Here is a 5,378-nt window from a genome sequence, read left to right as displayed (position 1 = left end):
GCACCGCACAGGTACGCCCCCCGCCCTGGCAGCCTCCGCCGCCTGTCCGCCACCACGCCGCCCTGGGGACCTACCACGAACCGGGTCAGTTCCGCCTGTGACTTGCGAGAACCACACCCGACGCAGGTCCGGACCGGACCTGACGCCGTGGTTTCCGTGAGATGTATCCCGGGCCGTTTGGTTGCGCGGCGCATCTGCCTATCCCCTGTCGTTACGGTGCCTTGGCCGCTTCCACGCCCTCCGACCCGCCTGCCGCTGCCATCGCACCCCGCTCCGCGTTGAGCTCCGCGCGCAGCTTGGCTTCCTCCACCAGATAATTCTCCGCCGCGCTCTTCAGCTGGCGGGCCTTCTTGATGCCCACGCCCGGCACGTCGCCCAGGCGGGTGAGGTCCTTCTCGTTCGCGATGTCCTCCACCGTGCGGTAGCCGGCGAGGATGAGCTGCTCGATGGTCTTCTCACCGACGCCGCGCACGCGCGCCATGCGCTCCGGCTGGGACAGCTCGTCCGGGTGGCGGCGGGCCTCGGCCAGCCGGGCCTGCTCGCGCTCGTAGTCCATGCGCGACAGCTCCTGCTGGTCCTCCACCATGCGCTTCTTGGCCTCCTCCTGCATGGAGGGGATGCGGGTGGGGTCGATGCCGGGAATCTGCGCCAGCATCTCCGGATTCGCGTCCGCCACGTCGCGCGCCTGACGGAAGCCGTGCGCGTAGAGCGTCTCCACCAGCATCTCGTTGACGCCCGGCAGGGCCCCCAGCGAGCGGCTGGCGAACTCGCGCATCTCACGCACGCGGCTCTCGCTGTTGATGTCCAGCTTCCAGCCCGTGAGCTGGGCGGCCAGGCGCACGTTCTGGCCGCGGCGGCCGATGGCCAGCGACAGCTGGTCGTCCGGGACGATGAGCTCCATGGCGTGGTTGGCCTCGTCGATGATGACGCGGCTGACCTCCGCGGGGGCCAGGGCCGAGCACACGAAGCGGGCCGGATCCTCGTCGTAGGGGACGATGTCGATCTTCTCCCCGCGCAGCTCCTGCACCACCGCCTGCACGCGGCTGCCCTTCATGCCCACGCACGCGCCCACGGGGTCCACGTCCGAGTCGCGGCTGGACACGGCGATCTTCGCGCGGCCGCCCGGCTCGCGGGCCGCCGCCTCGATGACGACGATGCCCTCGGCGATTTCCGGCACCTCCATCTCGAAGAGCTTGGTGAGCAGGTTCACGGACGCGCGCGACAGCACAATCTGCGGGCCCTTGGACTCGCGCAGCACGTCCAGCACGTACGCCTGGACGCGGTCGCCCGGGCGGTAGGTCTCACGCGGGACCTGCTCACGGACGGGCAGCACGGCCTCCGCGCGGCCCAGGTCCACCACGATGTTGCCGCGCTCGAACCGGCGGGCGATGCCGGTGACGATCTCGTTCTTGCGGTCCTTGTACTCGTTGAAGACGTTCTCGCGCTCGGCGTCGCGGGTGCGCTGCAGGATGACCTGCTTGGCCGTCTGCGCGGCGATGCGGCCGAAGCCGCGGCGGAAGGTCTTCAGGCGGAGGATGTCGCCGTACTGGTCGTCCTGGGCCTTGGCCTCCGCGGCGTCCTCGTCCCGGTAGAAGATCTGGAAGACGAGCTCGTCGCCGGGCTCCACTTCCATGCCCTTCTTGTGGGCCTCGTCCATGGTGATCTGGTTCACCGCCTGGACGGGGTCCGTGATTTCCGCGACCACGGTGATGGCCTGGAAGAGCTCCACGACGCCCTTCTCCGGGTCGTACTTGGCCTCCAGGTTGCGGTCCTGGCCAAAGTGCTTCTTGGCCGCGGTGTTCATCGCGTCCTCGAGGGTGGCAATGAGCACGGCCCGTTCGATGCCCTTGTCCTTGGCGACCTGATCCAGGACGAGGTTGAGGTTGACTGCCGGGTTGGCGGGCGTGGGCATGGCTTTGTCTTCTCCGAAAATGGGTCCACGGGCGGCCCTGGCGCGAACAGGGTCCCCTGTATGTGGGCTTCTAGAACTCGAACTCCAGATTGGCCTTGGCGATGTCCTTGAAGGGGATGACGAACACGCCGCCCCCCTCCACGTCCACGGAGATGGCGTCGGCCGCCACATCGGTGAGCGTGCCGCTGAAGTTCTTCCGCGGAGGCTCGCCCAGCGGGCCGAAGGTCTTCACCTTGACCTTCTGCCCCTTCACCCGTTCGAAGTGCGCCGGCTTCTTCAAGGGCCGGTTCACACCCGGGCTGGACACCTCCAGGTTGTATTCCTGGGGGATGAAGTCCTCCACGTCGAGCACCGGATCCACGGCGCGCGACACCTGGGAGCACTCTTCCAGTCCCACCCGGCCACCGGGCTTGTCGATGAACAAACGCAACACCCAGCCCTCGCGCTCGCGGACGTACTCCACGTCCAGGAGCTCCAGGCCTTCGTTCGCCACGATGGGGTCCAGCAGCGACGCTGCCTTCTCCTCCACCGTCTGTTTGATGTTCTTCGGCTCCATGGCCAGGAAACAGGTCTCCAAAAACGCGAAAAGCGGGCACGGCGGCCCACTTTTCGAATGTGATGCGTCGAAAAATGTCGGGGCGTCCGTAACACACGCCCCCTCGGGGTGTAAAGGAAGGACACACCCCGAGGCACCGGGTCAAACGCCCCCCGGGATTGAAGGATTCCCAGGGGTTCCGAGTGACGCCGGTGGCGTTATAACGCCCCCATGCACCTCATCGCCGCCGCACAGATGGTGTCCACCGCGGACAAGGCCCACAACCTGGATGTGGCCACGCGCCTCGTGCGCCAGGCCGCCTCCCTGGGTGCCCACCTCGTGGGCCTGCCGGAGAACTTCTCCTGGATGGGACCGGAGCCCGAGCGTCCGTCCGCCGCTGAAGGTCTGGACGGCCCCACGCTGAGCCGGATGGCGGAGCTGGCCAGGGGGACGAAGACGACGCTGCTGGCCGGCTCCATCCTGGAGGAGGGAGCGCCGGGCGGCCGGCTCTACAACACCAGCGTCCTGTTCGGACCGGACGGCGCCCGGCTGGCCGTCTACCGGAAGATGCACCTGTTCGACGTGGACGTCGGCGACGGGGCCACCTACCAGGAGTCCGCGGCGGTGGCGCCGGGGACCGAGGTGGTGGCGGCGGACACGACGGTGGGCCGGCTGGGCATGAGCGTCTGCTACGACCTGCGCTTCCCGGAGCTGTACCGGCGGCTGTCGAAGGACGGGGCCACGCTGCTCGCGGTGCCGGCGGCCTTCACGATGATGACGGGCAAGGACCACTGGGAGGTGCTGCTGCGCGCCCGGGCCATCGAGAACCAGGCGTACGTGCTGGCGCCGGCCCAGGGCGGGCGGCACTCCGCGCAGCGGCTGACGTATGGCCACGCGATGGTGGTGGACCCGTGGGGGCTGGTGACGGCCCGGGCCTCCGAGGGCGAGGGCCTGGCCGTGGCGCCGGTGGACCCGGAGCTCCAGGCACGCATCCGGCGGAATTTGCCGTGCCTGGCGCACAGGCGGCTGGACTAGGCGAGCGAGAGTGAACGCGAAGGAGGCGGGAGGCCCCTCCGGCGCGGCGTTTCCAGGTAGAGTGGTTTTCAGGACGACCCCTCTGGTGAACGGACGACGCTGGCCTCCCCTGCTTTTCGCGGTCGCACTCATGGCCCTTGCTCCCGGCTGTACCGCCGATGAGAAGCCCCGTGGGCCCACCGAGGCGCCCCTGCCTCCGCCTGTCCCCCGCGCGCACCTGCGGGAGCTGAAGGGGGACGTGCAGATCAAACGCGCGGTGGCGGACGAGTGGAGCTCCGCGCGCGACGAGCTGCCCCTCTACGAGAACGACAAGGTCCGCACGGAGGCCGGCGCGAGCGCGCAGGTGGTGTTCGCCAATGGCAGCACGCTGCACCTGGGGGGCGATTCCCTGGTGGGCATCGCGGAGAGCAAGTTGCGAACGGACGTCACCGTCCTCCGGGGACGGGTGGATGCCACCTTGGAGAAGCCGGCCACCCAGTCGCTGTCCGTCACCACCCCATCCGCCACGGTTCGGGCGGGCAGGAAGATTGAATTCCAATGAAGGCCGCCCTCTGGCTCAGCGCGTGGATGGGGCTGTCCGTGGTGCCCTCAACCGCTCCGACGTCCTTGGGGCACGCGTCCGCGGAGGTCGCGGCCCTTCCCGGAGGCGCCGCGGCGCCAGGGCCGCGCAAGGCTCCAGGCACGGAGCCGCAGACGGCGCTCAAGGCGCTGGAGATGTCCCGCGCGGCGGTGAAGGCGGCGCCGGACGATGCCCGCCGCCGTGAGGCCGAGTCCCGGCTGAAGGAAGCGGAGGCGCACTTCCAGGCCGCCCGGTACGCGGAGGCGCTCCACAAGGCGGACGAGGCGTGGGCGCTGCTCAATCCGCAGCAGCCGTCCAACTTCACGGTGGAGGTGGACCACGACGGCGGCACCACCACCGTCACGCACCGCCAGGGGCCTCCCGTCACCGTGGAGGCGCAGCACGCCACGCGCGTGCTGGCGAAGGGCGAGTCCGTGCGCGTGCAGCAGGGCACCGTGCTGCCGGAGCCGCCCGGCGCGCCGCAGCTGGCGCAGCCCGCGGACAAGGCCCGCCTCGCGCTGAAGCCCGCGTCCGGAGCCGAGGGCGGAGGGCTGTTGGGGCCGGTGACGCTGGCGTGGAGCGCCGTCACGGGCGCCACGCGGTATGAAGTGGAGGTCGTCGCTGAAGGAGCGGAGGGCAAGGCCACGCCGGCGCCCGTGCGCACGGTGGTGGCCGCGCGGCAATGGACGTTGCCGGCGCTGCCCGCGGGCCGTTATCGCTGGACGGTGACGGCGGTGAGTCCGGAGCAGGGGCGGTCCCTGCCCTCCCAGACACGGCGCTTCGAGCTGGCCGCGGAATCGCTCGAACTCAACGTCAAGGTGAAGGACGGGTGGCAGAAGTAGCCGCCCGACCCGAGCGAGGAGCCACCGCCGTGCGACTTTTCAAAGCCATCCTCCTCTTGATGCTGGTGGTCAGCATCATCCCCACGCTGATGGTGGGCTGGTTGTCGGTGTCCCATACGCGCGAGCTGCTCATCCGCGACGCGCAGGAGCTGGCGCAGGAGCGCGTCAAGCAGCTGCGGCTCAAGGCCGAAAGCTTCCTGGAGGACCCCACGGAGCGCGTGGTGGGGCTGTCCAGCGTGCCGGGCGGCTTCTTCACCCTGCCCCGCGAAGCGCAGCGGCTGCACATCGCCGCGGTGCTCAACCAGCGCCCGGAGGTGCTGGCGCTCACCGTGTTCGGCGCGGACCGGCAGCGGCTGCCGGGGCTGCAGGCCTTCGCGGTGCACGACATGGCCCCCAGCGGCGTGGCGGAGCACGAGGAGCGCGCCCGGGCGCTGCTGGATGAAGGGCTCACCGGCGTGCGCTACTCGGACGTGGTGGCGTCCCACGGAGGCGGTG

Annotated in this window: 6 protein-coding genes and 1 pseudogene; 4 read left to right on the top strand and 3 right to left on the bottom strand. The window is 69.9% G+C overall.

The genetic code is table 11. From position 1 onward, the window contains the following. The 3 genes from D7X55_RS35185 to rimP all read right to left on the bottom strand — a co-directional run. On the bottom strand, positions 1-194 hold a 194-nt coding region (locus D7X55_RS35185; RefSeq protein ID WP_121725339.1), incomplete at its 3' end, for a YlxR family protein. Positions 195-211: 17 nt separating this feature from the next. Beyond that, positions 212-1,912 (bottom strand): transcription termination factor NusA, encoded by a 1,701-nt coding sequence (gene nusA / locus D7X55_RS35180; RefSeq protein ID WP_120549649.1) that lies wholly within the window; start codon positions 1,910-1,912, stop codon positions 212-214. A 70-nt stretch (positions 1,913-1,982) separates the two neighbouring features. Beyond that, positions 1,983-2,468 carry a ribosome maturation factor RimP gene (gene rimP / locus D7X55_RS35175; RefSeq protein WP_120549663.1) on the bottom strand — a complete coding sequence of 162 codons (486 nt, stop codon included), beginning with the start codon at positions 2,466-2,468 and terminating at the stop codon, positions 1,983-1,985. Positions 2,469-2,678: 210 nt separating this feature from the next. On the opposite strand from rimP, the gene D7X55_RS35170 reads away from it, so the two are divergent. From D7X55_RS35170 to D7X55_RS35155, 4 genes and pseudogenes are all read left to right on the top strand, one after another. Next, positions 2,679-3,482, top strand: a complete 804-nt coding sequence (locus D7X55_RS35170) for a carbon-nitrogen hydrolase family protein (protein WP_120549650.1) — start codon at positions 2,679-2,681, stop codon at positions 3,480-3,482. 130 nt (positions 3,483-3,612) lie between these two features. Further along, positions 3,613-4,023: a FecR family protein gene (locus D7X55_RS35165; protein WP_199747293.1), complete on the top strand. Its 411-nt coding sequence runs from the start codon at positions 3,613-3,615 to the stop codon at positions 4,021-4,023. Further along, on the top strand, positions 4,020-4,883 hold the full coding sequence (locus tag D7X55_RS35160) for a peptidoglycan-binding protein LysM (RefSeq protein WP_121725338.1): 864 nt from the start codon (positions 4,020-4,022) through the stop codon (positions 4,881-4,883). Before D7X55_RS35165 ends, D7X55_RS35160 begins: the two co-directional genes overlap by 4 nt. A gap of 29 nt (positions 4,884-4,912) precedes the next feature. Next, a pseudogene (locus D7X55_RS35155) lies at positions 4,913-5,378 on the top strand (phosphodiesterase); the annotation flags it as partial.

The sequence above is a fragment of the Corallococcus sp. AB049A genome, assembly GCF_003668885.1.
Classification (GTDB): domain Bacteria; phylum Myxococcota; class Myxococcia; order Myxococcales; family Myxococcaceae; genus Corallococcus; species Corallococcus interemptor.
Note: the sequence above shows the minus strand (reverse complement) of the source record. Positions and strands in the feature narration are given on the sequence as shown.